The organism is Halochromatium roseum (genome assembly GCF_016653315.1).
Taxonomy (GTDB): domain Bacteria; phylum Pseudomonadota; class Gammaproteobacteria; order Chromatiales; family Chromatiaceae; genus Lamprobacter; species Lamprobacter roseus.
The window spans coordinates 26,844-43,367 of sequence record NZ_NHSH01000011.1 but is presented as its reverse complement, the minus strand read 5'-3'; the positions used below and the strand labels follow the sequence as shown (position 1 = coordinate 43,367).

The 16,524-nt window shown below is 62.6% G+C and carries 13 protein-coding genes; 7 read left to right on the top strand and 6 right to left on the bottom strand.

The genetic code is table 11. The features are described from left to right. Window positions 1-6: 6 nt before the first annotated feature. Window positions 7-606 carry a hypothetical protein gene (locus tag CCR96_RS01805; RefSeq protein ID WP_242518330.1) on the top strand — a complete coding sequence of 200 codons (600 nt, stop codon included), beginning with the start codon at window positions 7-9 and terminating at the stop codon, window positions 604-606. Window positions 607-758: 152 nt separating this feature from the next. Here the strand turns inward: CCR96_RS01805 and CCR96_RS01800 are convergent, their stop codons facing one another. Continuing rightward, window positions 759-2,873 carry an NAD(+) synthase gene (locus CCR96_RS01800; RefSeq protein WP_201215557.1) on the bottom strand — a complete coding sequence of 705 codons (2,115 nt, stop codon included), beginning with the start codon at window positions 2,871-2,873 and terminating at the stop codon, window positions 759-761. Window positions 2,874-3,221: 348 nt separating this feature from the next. Here CCR96_RS01800 and CCR96_RS01795 point away from each other — a divergent pair, with 348 nt between their 5' ends. Then, window positions 3,222-3,383, top strand: a complete 162-nt coding sequence (locus CCR96_RS01795; RefSeq protein WP_201215548.1) for a hypothetical protein — start codon at window positions 3,222-3,224, stop codon at window positions 3,381-3,383. 39 nt (window positions 3,384-3,422) lie between these two features. Here CCR96_RS01795 and CCR96_RS01790 read toward each other — a convergent pair whose 3' ends face one another. The 5 genes from CCR96_RS01790 to CCR96_RS01770 all read right to left on the bottom strand — a co-directional run bounded on the left by CCR96_RS01790 (window position 3,423) and on the right by CCR96_RS01770 (window position 10,524). Further along, window positions 3,423-5,225: an AAA family ATPase gene (locus CCR96_RS01790; RefSeq protein WP_201215545.1), complete on the bottom strand. Its 1,803-nt coding sequence runs from the start codon at window positions 5,223-5,225 to the stop codon at window positions 3,423-3,425. A 304-nt stretch (window positions 5,226-5,529) separates the two neighbouring features. Next, a complete protein-coding gene (gorA, locus tag CCR96_RS01785) occupies window positions 5,530-6,891 on the bottom strand; it encodes a glutathione-disulfide reductase (RefSeq protein WP_201215543.1) in 1,362 nt (453 codons plus the stop codon). Window positions 6,892-7,339: 448 nt separating this feature from the next. Beyond that, window positions 7,340-8,074 (bottom strand): glutathione peroxidase, encoded by a 735-nt coding sequence (locus tag CCR96_RS01780; RefSeq protein ID WP_201215541.1) that lies wholly within the window; start codon window positions 8,072-8,074, stop codon window positions 7,340-7,342. A gap of 473 nt (window positions 8,075-8,547) precedes the next feature. After that, window positions 8,548-8,751, bottom strand: coding sequence for a hypothetical protein (locus CCR96_RS01775; RefSeq protein ID WP_207191826.1), 204 nt, complete (start codon window positions 8,749-8,751; stop codon window positions 8,548-8,550). Between the two features lie 138 nt (window positions 8,752-8,889). Beyond that, window positions 8,890-10,524 (bottom strand): alpha-D-glucose phosphate-specific phosphoglucomutase, encoded by a 1,635-nt coding sequence (locus CCR96_RS01770; protein WP_201215536.1) that lies wholly within the window; start codon window positions 10,522-10,524, stop codon window positions 8,890-8,892. Between the two features lie 179 nt (window positions 10,525-10,703). Between CCR96_RS01770 and htpG the strand changes: the two genes are divergently transcribed. Genes htpG through CCR96_RS01745 form a run of 5 tightly spaced genes read left to right on the top strand, consistent with a single transcriptional unit; the run spans window position 10,704 to window position 16,509 of the window. Beyond that, entirely contained in the window at window positions 10,704-12,629 is a 1,926-nt protein-coding gene (gene htpG / locus CCR96_RS01765) for a molecular chaperone HtpG (protein WP_201215534.1), read from the top strand. Between the two features lie 5 nt (window positions 12,630-12,634). Next, complete coding sequence (locus CCR96_RS01760; protein WP_201215531.1) at window positions 12,635-13,138, top strand: ATP-dependent zinc protease family protein; 504 nt, start codon at window positions 12,635-12,637, stop codon at window positions 13,136-13,138. Next, a complete protein-coding gene (locus CCR96_RS01755; protein ID WP_201215529.1) occupies window positions 13,128-15,386 on the top strand; it encodes an adenylate/guanylate cyclase domain-containing protein in 2,259 nt (752 codons plus the stop codon). The genes CCR96_RS01760 and CCR96_RS01755 overlap by 11 nt, the downstream gene beginning before the upstream one ends. 2 nt (window positions 15,387-15,388) lie before the next feature. Then, window positions 15,389-15,934, top strand: a complete 546-nt coding sequence (locus tag CCR96_RS01750) for a hypothetical protein (RefSeq protein WP_201215526.1) — start codon at window positions 15,389-15,391, stop codon at window positions 15,932-15,934. Between the two features lie 53 nt (window positions 15,935-15,987). Further along, the gene (locus CCR96_RS01745; RefSeq protein ID WP_201215524.1) at window positions 15,988-16,509 is read left to right on the top strand and encodes a hypothetical protein; all 522 of its coding nucleotides are present in this window, start codon (window positions 15,988-15,990) and stop codon (window positions 16,507-16,509) included. Window positions 16,510-16,524 lie beyond the last annotated feature (15 nt).

Here is a 16,524-nt window from a genome sequence, read left to right as displayed (position 1 = left end):
GGAGGTATGATCTTGGGCGGACGACTGAGCGGTTTATTTCGATTCATGATCGGCATCCTGCTGCTGCAGTCAGCCACGGCATTGCTGACCTATACGGCACTGATGACTGATCTCGAGCAGACGGTCTATCTCTTTGCGGGGCTGGCGGCATTGCTTGGCTTTCTGGTTGCGCTTTGGTTTGATTCCGTGGTTGGTAGCGTGCGCGAGCAGACGCTCGCGCAGCAGCATAAGCGGCACACCCGCGAGCGCGAGAAGCTGCGCATGCAGGCCGAGCGCGAGAAGGCCAAGCTGGTGGCGCGCAAGAGCAAGGATTCGGGTGGCGCCAAGCTGCGCACCGGGGTTGCGGTGGGTGGCGTGGTCGGGGTCGGCGTGGCGATGATGTTCGCCCAGTTCCTGACGCTTGGGCTGCTCACGATCGCCACCGCCGGTGGCGCAGCGGCCGGTTATGGCCTCCGCGTTCGCCAGGAGAAGCGCCTGCGCATCCAGAATGGGACCCTGAACAGCGAGCGGCTGATCGCTTCCTCCGCCGAAGAACCCCCGGCGCTGGAGGCGCAGACGTCAGGGGCGGTCCGGCGGCGGAAGAAGCTCAAGAACGCGACTGGCTGACTCGTCAGGGCAGCTCAGGATCCTTAGGGCCTGGGTTGGTGCCACGGGATGGACTGCCTACTCATAAGCATAAGCATAAGCATAAGAACGAATCATCGAGACGGGGTGATCCCCAATGACCTTCCATGCTGATGACCTCCCATGCTTACGGATCAAAGATCAGGTACGTTCTCGCGTAGCTCCTGAAGCCAGATCCTTGCTTCGGCATCGCTAGGCGCCCGCCAGTCGCCCCGCGGCGAGAGCGAACCACCGGAGCCGACCTTGGGGCCGTTCGGCATGCAGCTGCGCTTGAATTGACTGGTCTGGAAGAAGCGGAACAGAAACACTTCAAGCCAGTGCTTGATCTCGGCGAGGTCGTATTGGTGGCGGCCTGCCTCGGGCAGGTTCTCGGGCCACTGGCCTTGGGTCTTGTCGTGCCAGGCATGCCAGGCGAGAAAGGCGACCTTGCTCGGGCGCAGGCCGTAGCGGCTGATCCAATAGGTGTTGAAATCCTGCAGTTCGTAGGGGCCGATCTTGGCCTCGGTGCTCTGTAGGCCGCTGGCTGTGGATATCCCGGTTGCCGCATGCGCATCGGCCGTTGCCGCATGCGCATCAGCGCTTGCCATCTTGGCATCGGCCGGCACCAGCTCGGGCGAGATCTCGGTGTCGAGGATCGCTTGCAGCAAGGCGTTGGTGTGGGCGTCGAACTGGTCGCTAGCGATGACCCAGCGGATCAGGTACTGGATCAGGGTCTTGGGCACCGACGCATTGACGTTGTAATGCGACATCTGGTCGCCGACGCCGTAGGTGGACCAGCCAAGCGCGATCTCGGAGAGGTCGCCGGTGCCGAGTACCAGCGCGTTGTGGTGGTTGGCGAGTCGAAACAGGTGCGAGGTCCGCTCACCAGCTTGCACGTTCTCGAAGGTGACGTCATAGACCGGCTCGCCCTCGGCGAAGGGATGGCGCAGATCGGCGAGCATCTGCCGACAGGACGGCCGGATGTCGATCTCCTCGGCGGTTGTGCCGAGCGCCTGCATCAGCGCGTGGGCGTTGGCGCGGGTCTCTTGACTGGTGGCGAAGCCGGGCAGGGTGTAGGCGAGGATATTGCCGCGTGGCAGTTCAAGCCGGTCCATGGTGCGCGCGGCGACCAACAGGGCTTGGGTTGAATCCAGCCCGCCGGAGATGCCGATCACGATGCGCTGGATTCCGGTGGCGCGCAGGCGCTGGGCGAGACCATGGACCTGGATGTTGTAGGCCTCGTAGCACTGCGCGTCGCGCTCGGCGCTCTCGGCCGGCACATAGGGGAAGCGCGCGATCGACCGCTGCAAGCCGAGATCGCCGCTTGGCAACTCGGGGCTGAAGCGCACCCGGCGCATCGGTTGCAGGCGCTCACGCTCGGCGCGGATACTGTCGCTGAAGCTGGTCGCGCGCAGGCGCTCCTGTTGCAGGCGCTCCAGATCGATGTCGGCCGTGATCATCTGCTCGGCATGCGGGAAGCGCGCGGACTCGGCCAGCAGCCGATCCTGCTCGAAGATCAGGGCATGGCCGTCCCAGGCCAGATCGGTGGTCGACTCGCCAGGACCCGCGGCCGAGTAGAGATAGGCGGCGATGCATTTGCCGGATTGCGCGGCGCAGAGGTCATTGCGGTAGCGTGCCTTGCCGATGGTGATATTGCTCGCGGACAGATTCAGCAGGACCGTCGCGCCGGCCATGGCGGCGTAGGTGCTGGGCGGGATCGGTGCCCAGAGGTCCTCGCAGAGTTCCATGTGGAGAACCAGGCCGGGCAGGGTGCTGGCCTCGAACAGCAGGTCAGTACCGATTGGGACGAGTTGGTCGAGCAGTTCGGTCTCAGGCCTGAGCAGGGTATCGGCGGCGGCAAACTGGCGCTTCTCGTAGAACTCGCGATAGCTCGGTAGATAGGACTTCGGCGTCACCCCAAGGATGCGGCCTGCATGGATGGCGACCGCGCAATTGAACAGGCGCCCATCGATGCGCAGCGGCAGCCCAACCGCGATCAGCGGTCGCAGCGCGCGGCTGGCCTCGACCACCTGAGCAAGTGCCGCAAGGGCGGCATCGAGCAGGGTGTGCTGATGGAAGAGGTCGTCGTTGCTGTAGGCGGTGAGCCCAAGCTCCGGAAACAGGGCGATGAGCGCGCCGGCCTCGTGGGCGCGACGGGCGAGGGCGATGGTCGCCTCGGCATTGGCGGGCGGGTTGCTGATCCGCACCTCGGGGACGCAGACGGCGGCCCTGACCAGGCCTTGCTGATAGAGGTTGAAGAAATCGCTCAATGGGTTATGTTCCTAGCGAGCAGTCTGAAGATCGGCCTCCAATCAGCTTAAAGACGAACCGACCGGGTGCGGCCTCCGCATCATGTTAATCTGACGGTGCCATATCGCGGAGACGATACAAGAAAAAGACATCTCGCGCAGAGACGCAAAGGCGCATAGAAGAAGTGAAGAAGTCAAGAAGTGAAGAAGTGAAGGGCAAGAGAGGCGCACTGGGAACATCGAGCAAGCGCTTTCTTCCTTTGCGCCACTGCGTCTCTGCGCGAGCCTCTTCTTGCTACGTCGCAACATCACGCGACCTCATGTCGAGGCCGCGCCCAACCGACCTCTCTACCGCCATAGGCTCGCAGCATGATCCATCGCACGCTGACCTTCATCCTCTCGACACTGTTGATCGGGCTCCTCACCGCCTGCGCGAGCCAACCCCAGGCTGTGGGCACCGCCAGCGATCGCAGCGGCCCGACGCTCTATGGCCAGCTCGGCGTCTCCATCGACCACGCCTCGGTCAAGTAGCGTCCGCAAGCGCTGCAACGGTAGTGGCGTCTCACCAGCTCACGCCGGCGCAGCCGGGGAGCTCCGCCACAGCAGGCGCTCAAACCCAAGCGCGACCACGGCATGGGTGTGCAGACGCAGGCGCTTGCCATAGGCCTGCTCCAGACCTTGGCGGTGGCGGGCCAGCTGGGCCTCGGCCGCATCCAGGCAGGCGGCGACCTTGGGCTGGGCCATGAGCGCCTCGCGCGACTGCGCGCGCAGGGTCTCCGCGGTCTCGCCGAGTTCCTGAAGGCTCAGGTATTTGAACTCGAACAGGTGATCGAGCAGCGCAAAGCGGCGCATCTCCTCGCGCACGATCAGCGAGAGATCGGCATGGCCGCGCGCGATGGCGGTCTCGGAGTCCATGACATAGAAGATGTCGGCGAACAGGGCGATGAGAAAGACGGTCTTGACGGTCAGCTCGTTGGACCAGCGGTAATCGCGGTTGTCGAACACGCGCAGGTGGTTGGCTTGCAGTAACTCGACCAAGGGGGCGAGTTCGCCCTTCGCGTACAGGGCCTTGGCGGCCTGAGTGAGGCTTTCGCGCTCGGGGTAGTTGGGAAACAGCTGATCACGGAATTTCTCGACATAGAGCTTGCGGATGACCAGGTTTGGAATACCCAGCACCAGTTCACCGAAGGGGGTCTGGTCCCTGAGCGTCAGCGCCCCGAGAAAATACAGTAGCGAGCCGAGATAAGGCGCATCCCGAGGCGCGCGACGCAGGTCTTCGACCCCAAAGCGGTGCGCCAGGCTGGCGATCACCGGCGGATGCTCGGGATCAAGCGCGGCACCGATGAGTTCCTGCCCATGCGGCTGGCGGGCGACGAAGTCGATGCGGTTGCGATCCATGGCCAGGTTGCTATCGAGCATCTCGCGCGGCGGTGCGCCGGTGGTGGCTAGGGCCTTGAAGAAGTACAGCGCCAGGGTGGGATTATAGAGACCCGGGCCGGGCTCGTAGCCGAATCGGTAGCCGTTGTACCAGACCCGCATGGTCTCGAGCATACGCGCTGACCAATCCCGGTCGCGTTGCTGCTCGGCGGCGAGCTGGCCGAGCACGGCCGCAATCTCGGCTTCGCTGAAGCCGCATAAATCCACGAAGCGCGCATCCAAGCTGATGTTTTCTGAGACGTTGTAGCCGCTGGAGATGTCCGCCAGCACCACCGGCGAAACCCCGGTGATGAAGACCCGATCGATACCTTGGCCCGACGCCAGGGATTTGACCGCCTTGAAGAGCGTTTTGAGCAGGCCTTCGCCGGAGACCAGGGCGTCATAATCCGCTCGGCGCCCGTGCATCAGCTCATTGGCGAAGTTGTCGTACTCGTCGATCAGCAGATAGAGATCATGGCCGCTCGCACGCGCGACATTGACAACTGATGCCAGAGCGACCAGGCCATTGTCTTCACGCAACCCAAACTCTGAGGAACCGAAATCGGTTCTGCCAAGCTGGGTGCGGTAATGCAGCAAAAAGCCTTTGGCTTGGCTATTGAGGTGATCATGCAGCGCCTGGCGAATCTCGGCCAGGTTGCCGCTGGCATCGACCATGGAAAAGTCCCAGCGCAGCACGAAGTACTGGTTGCGCCGCGCGGTGGGGTTCTGGCCGATGGCCAGCGGCCCAAACAGCGCGTCGAATTCCGCCGCCCGGGCGAGGTCGTAGTAGTTCTCCAGCGTGGTCAGCCAGGCGGTCTTACCGAAACGGCGCGGTCGCAGAAACAGCAGCTGCTTGCCCGCTTCCTCCAGCGTGCGGATACGGTCGGTGCGATCGGCGTAGTAGTAGCCTTCGCGGCGAATGGCGTGGAAATCGGCGGTGCCGTAGGGGAATTTCATGGTCGATCTGCGAGCCGTGGCATGAGCAGTCGCCGTGCTGAGGCCGGCGTCAGGGGCGGTTTCCGCATGATATCGCCATTCGCCCCGACTTCTTAAAGGCTGAGTCTGTAAATCCTGATGATCTAAGCGTCTTTTGTCCGCTAATCAGGTGGAACCACTATATCGACCCGCGTCTGGTCCTGATGGGGCGCATGAAACAGACCGCCTTTCGTTGAATACCAACCTCGCGGTGCGAGGCGCGGTCGACGCAGCGGATGGCCTTTGTCTTGGACCCGCATCGATCCGCGTCGACCCGCCAGGCTCGTTAGTCGCCGGTATACGGCTCCTTCAGCGTCACCAACTCCTCGGCGCTGACCGGATGGATGGCGACGGTATTGTCGAAGTCTTCCTTGGTCGCGCCCATCTTCACCGCCACCGCGAAGCCTTGCAGCATCTCGTCGACACCATCGCCGACCATGTGGATGCCGACCACCTGCTCCTTCTCGCCGAGGCAGACCAGCTTCATCGCGGTGCGTGGCTCGCGCTTGTTGAGCGCGTACTTCATCGGCGTGAAGGTGGTCTGGTAGATGGTCACTTGCTCGCCGGTCTCGCGCGCCTTGGCCTCGGTCATGCCGACCGAGCCGACCGGCGGATGCGCGAACACCACGGTCGGGATGTTCTCGTAGTCCAGATGCCGCTCGGGCTGATTGTTGAACAGCCGATCAGCGAGTCGACGCCCGGCGGCGATGGCGACTGGGGTCAGCGGCGCGCGACCGGTGATGTCGCCGAGCGCATAGACGCCGGGGACATTGGTGTTCTGATAGGCATCGGTCGGGATGATCCCGTTTGGGAGATGCTCGATCTCGGTCGCCTCGAGGTTGAGTCCGGCGGTGTTGGCGCGGCGGCCCACCGCCCAGAGCGCGGTGTCGAAGCCGGTCAGCGCGTTGCCGTCGCGGTCGATGATCGCGATGCCATCCTCGCGCTGCTCGAGCGAGCCGACCGCGAACGGTAGGTTGAGCTTGATCCCCTCGTGCTCGAGGTTGTGCTTCACGGTCTCGCTGATCAGCGGGTCGAAGGTCTCGAGCACCTTGGGCTCGAGCGCGACGATGGTGACCTCGGAGCCGAGCGAGTTGAGGATGCCGGCGAGCTCGACGCCGATGTAGCCGCCGCCGATCACGCAGACCCGCTTTGGCGCCTGATCGAGCTTGAAGAAGCCATCGGAGGTGATGCCCAGCTCATGACCCGGCACCGGCGGCACGATCGGCTGGCCGCCGGTGGCGATGGCGATGTGTTCGGCGGTGTAGTGCTCGCCGTTGACCTCGATGGTCTTGTTGTCGACGAAGCGCGCGGTGCCCTGCAGCAGGGTGATGCCGAGCTTGTCGACATAGCCGTTCCAATAGTTGCGGATGCCGTCGATCATGCCCTCGCGGCCCTTGACCAGGGTCGGCCAGTCGATCGAGCGGATCTCGGCGTTGACGCCCAGCTCGGGCGCGTCGCGCACCGCTTGGGCGATCTCGGAGGCATACCACATCAGCTTCTTCGGCACGCAGCCGACGTTGACGCAGGTGCCGCCGAGCTGGCTGGATTCGACGATGGCGGTGCGCTTGCCATAGGCCGCGGCCTTTTCGGCCACCGCGAGGCCGCCGCTGCCGCCGCCGATGGCGATGAGATCGAAATGCTTGTCCATGGGGTTCTCCTAGAGATCGAGGTGAAACAGGGTGATCGAGTCCGATGGCGGGTTAGCCTGCCGTTAAGCAAGTCCAAACCATGCCAAATCGAGCCGAGTCTGTTGGTATCTAAGAGGATCTTGAACCTAACGGCCATGCGATCGGCCAATCCTCCGGCTGCCTGGCTCAAGGCGCGGCTCAGGATCGGGGGTTGATCGGAGAGCGCAGCCATTAGATAGGTCGGCAGCGATGAGGGCCATGCGTCGCCCTCGGCGCTAGCAATGGGGCCACTGATTGGCTGCCGGCAAAACCGGCAGGCCGATCAGTGGGGAACAGATCCCTCTGCAAGCGATTGATCCTTGGTCAGGCGATGACTTGCGATCGCGTGGGCGCGCACTGACTTGAGTCCCGAGCGCTGCCTGTTACGCTTTAGCGAGTCTCGCTGAGCGCAACCTTATCGGCTCGCTATTACCGGCTCGCCATCCACTTCTCGAGGTCGTCAGAACCACCGATCTTGGTGCCGTTGATGAAGATCTGCGGCACTGAGGTCGCGGCGGCGACGGCACGCAGGGTTTCTTCGGTGTAGTCCTTGTTCAGTACCAGCTCCTCAAACTGCATGCCAGCATCGCTGAGCATAGCCTTGGCCTTGGCGCAGAATGGGCAGCCGGGACGGGTGAAGACGGTGATGTCCGACGGCTTGGCGGCGTTCGGCGCGATGTACTCGAGCATGGTGTCGGCGTCGGAGACGTGGAAGGGGTCGCCCGGCTCCTCCGGCTCGATGAACATCTTCTCGATGGTGCCGTCCTTGACCAGCATCGAGTAGCGCCAAGAGCGCTTGCCGAAGCCGAGGTCGTCCTTGTCGACCAGTAGGCCCATGCCATCGGTGAACTCACCGTTACCATCGGGGATGAAGGTCAGGTTTTCCGCGTTTTCGTCATCCTTCCAGGCGTTCATGACGAAGCCGTCGTTGACCGACATGCAGATGATGTCGTCGACGCCCGCGGCCTTCAGCGCCGGTGCCAGCTGGTTGAAGCGCGGCACATGAGTCGAGGAGCAGGTCGGGGTGAAGGCGCCGGGCAGCGAGAAGACGACAACGGTCTTGCCTTTGAACAGATCATCGGTGGTGATGTCCTTCCAGTCGTGATCGGTGCGGGTACGGAAGGTGACATTTGGGACTTTCTGGCCGGTGCGGTCTTGCAGCATCAGGGATACTCCGTGCGTGGTTGAGTGGAACGAGGAAAAAGGGTCCGAGCGGAGCTGTCGTCTCGCTCAGTCCACAGAATGGGGTAAAAACCGCGAGCATCAAAATGGATTGTTTGGATCATGGCAATCGGTTTAACCGATCGTTGACAAGTGTCGCGGGCAGAAATGGCTATGACGACTGTGTTTTATGCTCGATGAGCATTGATCAGCCTCATCCTAGGCGATCGGCTCAATCTTGAGCAATTGATGCATTGAGGGGTGATCAAACAAGAAGATGGCCCTGTCGGTTTCCCGAGCAGGGCCATGCTGGACTGAATCCTCAGGGCTATGGAGCTTATCACCTGCTTTGCCGTTGCAGCGCGCTGAACGGTTAAAGTAGGGCGCCAGAATTGGCACCACACCAAGTCAGATGAGCCCTAGTCCTGACGTTGAGCGTCTGGACGCCCGTGAGCGGCATCCGGGGTGGGACAGGCTCAAGCGCGCGGCTGGGCTGGCATCACCACCGCAGCGCTTTCACCATCCTTCTTCTTGCCGCCGCAGCTTTTGCCGTCGCCAGCGACAGCGGTGCCGGCGCCGAGGACCAGGGTCAGGCCAAAGACCAGAGCGGTAGCCAGGGTTGCAGTACGCAGCTTCATGTCGATGTGCTCCTCGCGACAGGCGCGATTGATGTTAATCATGGCGGGATGCAAAAAAGACATCTCCGACGAATCGGAGTATGGGACCGCTGCTGCCGCACCACAACCCCTGGTTTTACCTGAATCTCACGCGATGCCTGTTCTAGGATGACGTTCTCGGGTGACGCCGCGCCATCTGCGCTAGGTCATCACGTCCGGCTCAGTGCGGCCGGTGCGCGCCTCAATCTGAGCCAGCTCGCGGGCGATCAGGATCAGTGGCGCGAGCGCCTCTTGTACAGGGCGATCATGGCCAGCGCTATCGGCCTCATATTGCTCGATATAGACGCGAAGCGTGGCGCCCTGGGTGCCGGTGCCAGAAAGTCGCAGTACGATGCGTGAGCCGCACTCGAAGCCGATGCGGATGCCCTGCTGCTCAGCGACGCTGCCATCGACCGGATCGGTGTAGGCGAAATCATCGGCGAAGGCGACCTTGAACGCGCCGAGCTGTTGCCCAGGCAGGCTCGGCAGCAGGATGCGCAGATGGTTGACCAGGCCCTCGGCGGCCTCGCTGTCGATACCTTCGTAGTCGTGGCGAGTGTAGTAGTTGCGTCCGAATCGGCGCCAGTGATCGCGGACGATCTCACCGACCGATTGGCGCTTGACGGCGAGCAGGTTGAGCCAGAACAGCACCGCCCAGAGGCCGTCTTTCTCGCGCACATGATCGGAGCCAGTGCCGAAGCTCTCCTCGCCGCAGAGCGTGATCTTGCCGGCGTCGAGCAGGTTGCCGAAGAATTTCCAGCCGGTCGGGGTCTCGAAGCAGTTGACGCCGATCGCCTCGGCAACGCGATCCGCAGCCTGGCTAGTGGGCATCGAGCGCGCGACCCCAGCGATGCCGCGCTTGTAGCCGGGCGCGATCTGGGCGTTGGCGGCGAGCACCGCGAGGCTATCGCTGGGGGTGACGAAGAAGTCCCGCCCGAGCACCATGTTACGGTCGCCATCACCATCGGAGGCGGCGCCAAAATCCAAGCCGTCCGGCCCTTGCGTGAGCGCGACGAGTGCCTGCGCGTGGGCCAGATTCGGGTCCGGATGACCGCCGCCGAAGTCTTCGAGCGGGACGCCGTTCATCACTGTGCCTGGCTCGGCGCCGAGTCGATGCTCCAAGATCTCGATCGCATAAGGGCCGGTGACCGCGTGCATGGCGTCGAAGCGCATACGGAAGTGGCCGGAGTTGAAGAGTTGTTGAATGGCTTCAAAGTCAAACAGGCTGGACATGAGTTCAGCGTAATCGGCGACCGGGTCGATCACCTGAACGATCATCGCGCCGAGTCTCGACTCGCCGACCTGATCTAGATCAACCGGGTCGGCATCGATGATTCGGTACTGATCGATGCTTCGGGTGCGCTCGTAGATGGCATTGGTGACCGACTCCGGCGCAGGGCCGCCGGCATCGATGTTGAACTTGATGCCAAAATCCTCGTCCGGTCCGCCGGGATTATGGCTGGCCGAGAGGATGATGCCGCCCTGGGTTTGGTACTTGCGGATGATGCAAGATGCCGCCGGTGTCGATAGGATGCCGCCCTGACCGACCAAGACGCGCGCCACGCCATTGGCCGCTGCCATGCGCAGGATGATCTGGATGGCCTCGCGGTTGTAGAAGCGACCGTCGCCGCCGAGCGCCAGGATGCCGCCGTTGAGCTTGGTTTGGGTATCGAAGATGGCTTGGACGAAATTTTCCAAGTAATGCGGCTGTTGGAAGGTCGTGACCTTCTTGCGCAGCCCCGAGGTGCCTGGCTTTTGACCATCGAACGGCGTGGTGCTAATGACAGGTGCTTGCATCGACATAACCCTTGATTTTGAGTTGGTTTGCCTCTACCACAGCGGCGCCGGCGAGGCTTGGCAAGCACAATTGTAACCAGTGCGGCCGGTCCGCGACTGATCAAATTACAGAAGCGTCGGGCGCTAGCAGCCCGGTCTTCGATGATTCTCAACCCTACGACGACAGGTGATCGACACCCATGACCGTTGATGCGCATAAGGAAACCCTCGAGTTCAAGGCCGAGGTGAGCCAAGTCCTCGACCTGGTGATCCGCTCGCTGTACTCGAACAAGGAGATCTTCCTCCGCGAGCTGATCTCCAACGCCTCCGACGCCGCCGAGAAGCTGCGTTTCGAGTCGCTGACCGACGAGGCCCTGCTCGAAGATGACCCCGAGCTTCGGGTCCGGGTCAGTGTCGATAAAGAGGCGGGCACCATTACCGTCTCCGATAACGGTATCGGCCTCAGTCGCCAAGAGGTTGTGGATACCATTGGTAGCATCGCCAGCTCCGGCACCCGCCGTTATCTTGAAGCGATGTCTGAGGGCCAGACCACCGACAACGCCCTGATTGGGCAGTTCGGCGTTGGTTTTTACTCGGCCTATATCGTTGCCGACAAGGTGACCCTGGTCTCACGCCGCGCCGGCCTGACGGCTGAGCATGGCGTGCGCTGGGAGTCCGACGGCCGCGGTAGCTTCACGCTCGAAACCATCGAGAAGCCAAGCCGCGGTACCGATGTGATCTTGCATCTGAAAGAGGACGAGAAAGAGTTCCTCGACGCCTGGCGTGTGCGCAGCGTGATCAGCAAGTTTTCCGATCATATCGCGATGCCGATCGAGATGGCCAAGGAAGACTACGGCAGTGAGGACGACGAGAAGAAGGACCAGGACACCGAGCCGGAGCTGGAGCAGGTCAACCGCGGCACCGCGCTCTGGATGCGCAACAAGTCCGAGCTGTCGGATGAGGATTACAAGGAGTTCTACAAGCATATCTCGCACGATTTCGATGAGCCGCTGGCCTGGGCGCACAATCGGGTCGAGGGCACCAACGAGTACACCACGCTGCTGTTCCTACCCAAGCGCGCGCCATGGGATATGTGGGACCGCGAGCAGAAGCACGGCGTCAAGCTCTATGTGCGCCGCGTCTTCATCATGGACGAGGCCGACAAGCTGATGCCGCACTGGCTGCGCTTCGTCAAGGGCATCGTCGATTCCGACGATCTGCCGCTCAATGTCTCGCGTGAGATCCTGCAGCACAACCGCAAGATCGACACCATCCGCGGTGCCAACACCAAGCGTATCCTCAGTCTGCTCGAGACTATGGCCAAGGATGAGCCAGAGAAGTACCAGACGTTCTGGAAGGAGTTCGGCAAGGTGCTCAAGGAAGGGCCAGCGGAGGACTTCGCCAATCGCGAGCGCATCGGTGGGCTGCTGCGCTTTGCCAGTACCCATAACGATAACGACGAGCAGACGGTCTCGCTCGATGACTATATCGAGCGCATGAAGGACGGCCAGAAGGACATCTACTACATCACCGCCGACAGCCCGGCGGCGGCGCGCCACAGCCCGCACTTGGAGGTGTTCCGCAAGAAGGGCGTCGAGGTGCTGCTGCTGTCCGATCGGGTCGACGAGTGGCTGGTCAACAACCTGCACGAGTACAAGGAGAAGCATCTGCAGTCGGTGACCAAGGGCAAGCTCGATCTTGGCGACCTGGCGGATAAGGAAGAGCAAGAGAAGGCGGAGAAGGCCGAGAAGGAGCACGAAGACCTGCTCAAGCGGCTCAAGGACTCGCTCGGCGATCGGGTCGAGGCAGTGCGCGTGTCGACCCGACTGGTCGATTCGCCGGCCTGTATCGTGGTTGGCGAGCACGACATGAGTGCGAACCTGGCGCGCGTGCTAAAGGCGGTCGGCCAGGATGCGCCGAGCATGAAGCCGACGCTGGAGATCAACCTCGAGCATCCGATGGTGCGCCGCCTAGAGTCGGAATCTGATCAGGGCCGCTTCGATGATCTCGGCATGATCATACTCGATCAGGCTATCCTCTCCGAAGGGGGGCAGCTCGATGATCCGTCGGCGTTCGTCGGGCGTCTCAACAAGCTGATGTTGAACATGTTCATGAGTGGTGCCTAATCCTAATGGCTGATGCCCTGGTGACCCTTGGCTGGCGCGAATGGGTCGGCCTGCCCGAACTCGGGCTGCCGCTGATCAAGGCCAAGGTGGACACCGGGGCGCGCACCTCGGCGTTGCATGCGTTCCAGGTCGAGCGCTTCACCCAGGGCGGTGCCGATTGGGTGCGGTTTTCGGTGCACCCGCTCCAGGGTCGGGATGATTTCGTGGTCCGCTGCGCCGCGCCGCTGCTCGATCGGCGTTGTGTCACTGATTCCGGTGGCCATCGCGAGGAGCGTGCGGTGGTGGCCTCGATGCTTGAGGTTGGTGGCCAACGCTGGCCAGTCGAACTGACCCTTACCGATCGCGATAGCATGCGATTTCGCATGTTGGTGGGCCGTACCGCCCTCAGCGGTCGGGCACTGGTCGATGTGCAGCACTCCTATCTGACGGGAAGGCATGCCAATGCCGCCGCTGTTTACCGCGGCGGTTTGTCTCACGATGCTGCTGAGGCCGTGCGCGATGATCCGTAGCTACAAGGTCGCCTTCGTCGCACTCTTCGTCGGTCTGTTGGCGTTGACGGTGTTTGCGGTCTCCGTGAACACCTATCGGCACGCGACCCGGGTTTCACTCGATCTCTCGGCCGACATCTTGTCCGAAATGTCCGCCAAAGTGGTTGCCGAGACCTCGGCGCGGTTCGAGGCAGCGCGGGATCTGGTCGAGATCAATGCGCTGTTGGTTGGCGAGCGCGGTCTCGAGGATGACCAAGGGCTATTCCGTCTGTTCGGGCGCCAGCTGGCGTTGTTGCCACAGATCGAATCCCTCTATGTCGCTGGCCCGAACGGCGACTTCATCCAGGCGCGCAGCTCGCCACAATGGATGACGCGGCTGATACGACGCGAGGCAGCGCCGGGCGAGGACGCAAGTCAGGCGACCGAGCGCCTCGTCTATCGCGACGCGCAGTTTGCGCCGATCGCTCGGATCAACGGCGATGCGACTTATGATCCGCGCCAACGCGATTGGTATCGCCAGGCCGTTGCTGCCGAGCGGCTGCAATGGTCGCCGGTCTATCGATTTGCTGGTACCGGCGAGCGCGGCCTCACGGCCGCGGTCGCAGTGCGCGAGCCCAATGGCTCGCTGATCGGCGTGGTTGGCGTTGATATCTCGCTAAATAGCTTGTCGCAGTTTCTCAGCGGACAGCGGATCGCGCGCGGCGGCATCGCCCTGATCGTTGACGCCGATCGGCAACTGATCGCCTTTCCAGAGAGCATCGAGCTGCGCCAGGGCGCCGTTGCCGCGCGTGCGAATGCCGATGCGACTACTGTGGATACGGCTTCGACTGGCGTTACACCGACTGCTGACGCGGGGCTGCCACGGGTCGATGACCTCGGCGTGCCCTGGCTGGTCGACGCCTATCGGCAAGACGCAGCGTCGCAACAGCGCTCGGCCATCAATCGGGCCGAGTACAGTCTGTCGCGCACCGATGGCCGGCGCTATCTGGCGCAACGCCAGGCGTTTCCGCCAGGGGTAGGTGACGACTGGGAGCTGATGTTGGTGGCCCCCGAGATCACCTTGCTCGAGTCCGCGCGGCGTCTGTTCAGCGAAGCCGCCGCCATCTCCCTGATCTTGCTCCTGGCGGCGGCGATCGCGGTCTCCTTTCTCGCCCTGCGGCTGTTTCAGCCACTCAAGCGCTTGGTGCTGAACACCGAGCTGATTCGCGAGTTCCGTTTCGCCGATGTCAAGCGGGTGCCCTCGCGCTTCGCCGAGATCAAGGCCATGGACGAGGCGTTGTGGAAGATGAGTCAGGGCCTGCGCTCGCTAGAGAAGTTCGTGCCCATCGATGTCGGCCGGCGGCTGATCCAATCCGGCAAGCGTGCCGAGCCCGAGGCCGAGGTGCGCGAGCTGACGTTGCTGTTTACTGGCGCCTCGGACCTAGCGAGCCTGTGCGAGGCGCTGCCACCGGCGCGCATCACCGAACTGCTCGGACGCCAACTCGATATCTTCACCAACACCATCCTACGTCACAAGGGCACCATCGATAACTTTCTCGGCGAGAGCGTTCTCGCTTTCTGGGGCGCTCCCGTGGTGCTCGAGGATAGCGTCGATCGCGCCTGCCGCGCCGTGCTCGCCTGCCGCGATGCCGAGACCGCGCTGCATGCCGACTGGGCCAAGTCGCTTGCGCCGGGCGAGCCGGCACCGCCGCTGAATCTGTTCTCGGTGCATCATGGCCGCGCCATCGTCGGTGCCATTGGCTCGCGCCAGCGCATGAGCTGGACCGCGATTGGCGACAACGTCGCGCTGGGCTGGGATCTGCATCAGCTCAATCGCCGCTATGGCACACGGATCATCATCAGCGGTGAGGCGCGCGAGCATGTCGCCGAGCGCTACTGGACACGGCGCCTCGACGTGCTGCCGCTGAACAGTGGCGCGCGCAAACTGGAGGTCTTCGAACTCATCGATCGGCGTGATCGGATGCTGCCGCCGGAACGGCTCGAGGCCATCGCCCGCTATGAGGCGGGTCTTGAGGCCTTGCTCGAGGCCGACTGGGAGCGCGCCGAGGCGATCTTCCAGCCGCTCGCCGATCGCGATCCGACCGACTTTGCGGTGGCCCTGATGCTATCGCGCTGCGGCACACGCGACGCCTGCTTCTGGCCTGGGCTGGCCGGCCCGGGTGATGACATGCTGAGCGGCCCCTTCGTCTCCCGACCCGTCGCCTCGCCCGGGCTGAGCCTCGACAGCGAAGACCAGTCACAACGATTTGGTCTGCGCAAGGACCGTTAGCGATGGAATTGAGAGACGAACAAGCGCTTGATCAGGCGATGGATGGCTTTGCTGGTCTGATGCGTCGGATCGATGCGCGTCAGAGCCGGATCGAGGCGCGGGTGGCGTTGCTCTATCAACTGCTGTTTGGTGCGGTGATCGTCTTGGTTGCGTCCTTGTCGTTCTTGACCATCATCCTCTCGCGCCAGATCCCGGATGCGACCGCCGCGGTGACTGGATTGAATGAGCATTTTGCCCGTGTCGCGGACAATATGGATCGTATTGAGCATTCCATGCGGGTCATCGACGCCGGCATGCAGAGCCTGCCGACGGTGATCGCTCAGGTCGATACCATGCATGGCGGCGTCGCCTTCATGTCTCAGGATGTGACCCAGATCGCCCAGTCAATCGCAACCATTGATGACAGCGTTGGCACCATGTCGACGAATCTGGGCGATATGCGCCAATCATTCCAGCTGATGGAGGATACCGTGGGACGCATGGGACGCGATGTGAATCATCTGTCGCAGCCGATGCGGATGTTCAATTGGATGAACCCGTTTCGATGAGCGACGCAGCATGAGTTCGCCTTTAAGCGCTGAGTTGGTCCGAGAGACCCATAATGATCGAGCGTGATCGTATCGAAGCCCTGACCGAGCTGATGTCTGAACTCGAGCAGGATCTGGACCGCAGCGATCGTCTGACCGGGCGTCGGCACCGCGGCGTCGAGCTCTGGGTGCGGCTCGTGATTGGCTTGGTCGCCGCGCTCGCGCTCTCCAACCTCTACTTCGTCAATGATCTGACCGACGAGGTGCGCCTGGTGATCACGCGCATGCAAGAGATGAACAGCCTCTTCACTCGGGTTTCGGTGCGCATGGACCAGATCAGCGTTGAGATCGATGCGATCGAGCGCAATGTGCTGCTACTGCCGGTGGTTGCCGAGCAGATGCGCGAGATGTCCGCGCATGTGATGGCCATGGAGCAATCGGTCTCATTCATGGACCGCGCGGCGGCAGGGCTCGGTGACTCGGTCGCCATCATGGATGGTAATCTGCGCGACATCAGCCTGCGCTTTCATGGACTGAATCGAAGCGTTGGCGCCATGGGGGTCGATGTCAATCAGATGTCACGACCGCTGCCATAGCGACTACTCGTAGCG

Excerpts from the sequence above, each read along its gene's own strand:
- CCR96_RS01805 (WP_242518330.1), top strand. The coding sequence starts at position 7 with ATGATCTTGGGCGGACGACTGAGCGGTTTATTTCGATTCATGATCGGC.
- CCR96_RS01795 (WP_201215548.1), top strand. The coding sequence starts at position 3,222 with ATGATCCATCGCACGCTGACCTTCATCCTCTCGACACTGTTGATCGGG.
- CCR96_RS01790 (WP_201215545.1), bottom strand. The coding sequence starts at position 5,225 with ATGAAATTCCCCTACGGCACCGCCGATTTCCACGCCATTCGCCGCGAA.
- gorA (WP_201215543.1), bottom strand. The coding sequence starts at position 6,891 with ATGGACAAGCATTTCGATCTCATCGCCATCGGCGGCGGCAGCGGCGGC.
- CCR96_RS01780 (WP_201215541.1), bottom strand. The coding sequence starts at position 8,074 with ATGCTGCAAGACCGCACCGGCCAGAAAGTCCCAAATGTCACCTTCCGT.
- CCR96_RS01775 (WP_207191826.1), bottom strand. The coding sequence starts at position 8,751 with ATGATTAACATCAATCGCGCCTGTCGCGAGGAGCACATCGACATGAAG.
- CCR96_RS01770 (WP_201215536.1), bottom strand. The coding sequence starts at position 10,524 with ATGCAAGCACCTGTCATTAGCACCACGCCGTTCGATGGTCAAAAGCCA.
- htpG (WP_201215534.1), top strand. The coding sequence starts at position 10,704 with ATGACCGTTGATGCGCATAAGGAAACCCTCGAGTTCAAGGCCGAGGTG.
- CCR96_RS01760 (WP_201215531.1), top strand. The coding sequence starts at position 12,635 with ATGGCTGATGCCCTGGTGACCCTTGGCTGGCGCGAATGGGTCGGCCTG.
- CCR96_RS01755 (WP_201215529.1), top strand. The coding sequence starts at position 13,128 with ATGATCCGTAGCTACAAGGTCGCCTTCGTCGCACTCTTCGTCGGTCTG.
- CCR96_RS01750 (WP_201215526.1), top strand. The coding sequence starts at position 15,389 with ATGGAATTGAGAGACGAACAAGCGCTTGATCAGGCGATGGATGGCTTT.
- CCR96_RS01745 (WP_201215524.1), top strand. The coding sequence starts at position 15,988 with ATGATCGAGCGTGATCGTATCGAAGCCCTGACCGAGCTGATGTCTGAA.